Source organism: Rahnella sp. GSA61A (assembly GCF_019969905.1).
GTDB lineage: Bacteria > Pseudomonadota > Gammaproteobacteria > Enterobacterales > Enterobacteriaceae > Rahnella > Rahnella aceris.
In genome coordinates this window covers 1-1356 of record NZ_JAHXYO010000051.1, presented here as the reverse complement: position 1 = coordinate 1356, position 1356 = coordinate 1, and the positions used below count along the sequence as shown (strand labels likewise).

Below are 1356 nucleotides of genomic sequence, written 5' to 3'. Positions count from 1 at the left end.
CATATATGGACGCCCCGGGTGTTACAAGTACTGGTTCGATACGGTTTGCGACCATATATCCGGCGTCGTTAGTGGGTTAATTTACCCGCGCCATGATGTTATCCGAGCCCTGTTTCCTTATCACTACACCGGTATATGATTACCCAGGTCAACTTCAGGCTGTTACAGGGACGGTAGCCGTTTTCTCATCAGTGCCTGCAAACTCAGTTAAATAAGTTTCTGTAAATTGCTGTTTTTAGCTAATTCATCGCAACGGCCTTCTGCATATTAAAATCAACCCCATCTGTCAGCACACGCCAGATAATTCTCGTCAGTTTATTCGCCAGTGCAACCGTGGTTTTCAGGAACCCTCGACGAGCTTCAAGCCTTTGCAGCCAAAGGCCCAGACTGTCATCGCGCTTTTTCATACAGCGCATTACAGACCGTGCTCCATGGATGATTAATGTTCTGAGACTACGATTGCCATTTTTTGTCACGGAGGATAATCGTTGCTTGCCTCCCGAACTGTGCTGCCGGGGAACCAGGCCACACCAGGCGGATAACTCTCTGCCGTTGGAAAATTGCCCTGCATCCACTTCACTGATAAACGCTGCCGCGATGAGCGGGCCGACTCCCGGAATAGTTAACAACTGGCGATAGGCAGCTTGTTGTGAAGACAATGCAGCAATTTCCTTATCCAGTCCGGTGACGCGTTCATTCAGCGCCTGCATGTCTTCCCGCAATGTAGAAAGTAAACGGCGGACAGTGAACGTTAACTCATTCGACGCGTCTTCCATCAGTTCAGGCAGGTGCTGCTGGAGGCACTGTATCCCGACAGGGATAATGAGACCATATTCAGCGAGCAGAGAACGAAGCTGGTTAGCCAGCGCCGTTCTTTGCTCAACCATGAGCTGACGGGTATTTCGCAGCGCTTTGATATCCTGCTGCTCAGCAGTTTTGACCGGAACAAAGTGGATGCCAGGGCGGAGTGCTGTTTCACAAATCGCCAGCGCATCATTAGCATCGTTTTTCTGGCTTCTGACAAAGGCTTTAACGTGCTGGGCAGGTATCAGTCTGACGTTGTATCCCATCGTTCTGAAGGTTCTGCCCCAGAAGTGCGAAGTAGAGCATGCCTCCATCGCGATAAGCGTTCCGGGCTCGAAGTGTCGAACGCAATCCAGCAATTTTGAACGGGAGATCTTCTTGTTATATGCAATTGAACCATCAACCATCCAGACGCATACCTGAAAAACAGATTTGGCAATGTCGATACCAACAACTCTGATTGTGTTCATGTGATATCACTCCTGAATTAATTGCAGTCAATAGAGTATGGCACTGGCTACTTCAGGGAGGGGCGTCCATAACATCACTACA

Annotated in this window: 1 protein-coding gene; it reads right to left on the bottom strand. The window is 49.3% G+C overall.

Going from position 1 to position 1356, the window contains the following annotated elements:
• Positions 1-239: 239 nt before the first annotated feature.
• The gene (locus tag LC431_RS26170) at positions 240-1274 is read right to left on the bottom strand and encodes an IS110 family transposase (RefSeq protein WP_013576221.1); all 1035 of its coding nucleotides are present in this window, start codon (positions 1272-1274) and stop codon (positions 240-242) included.
• Positions 1275-1356: the final 82 nt, after the last annotated feature.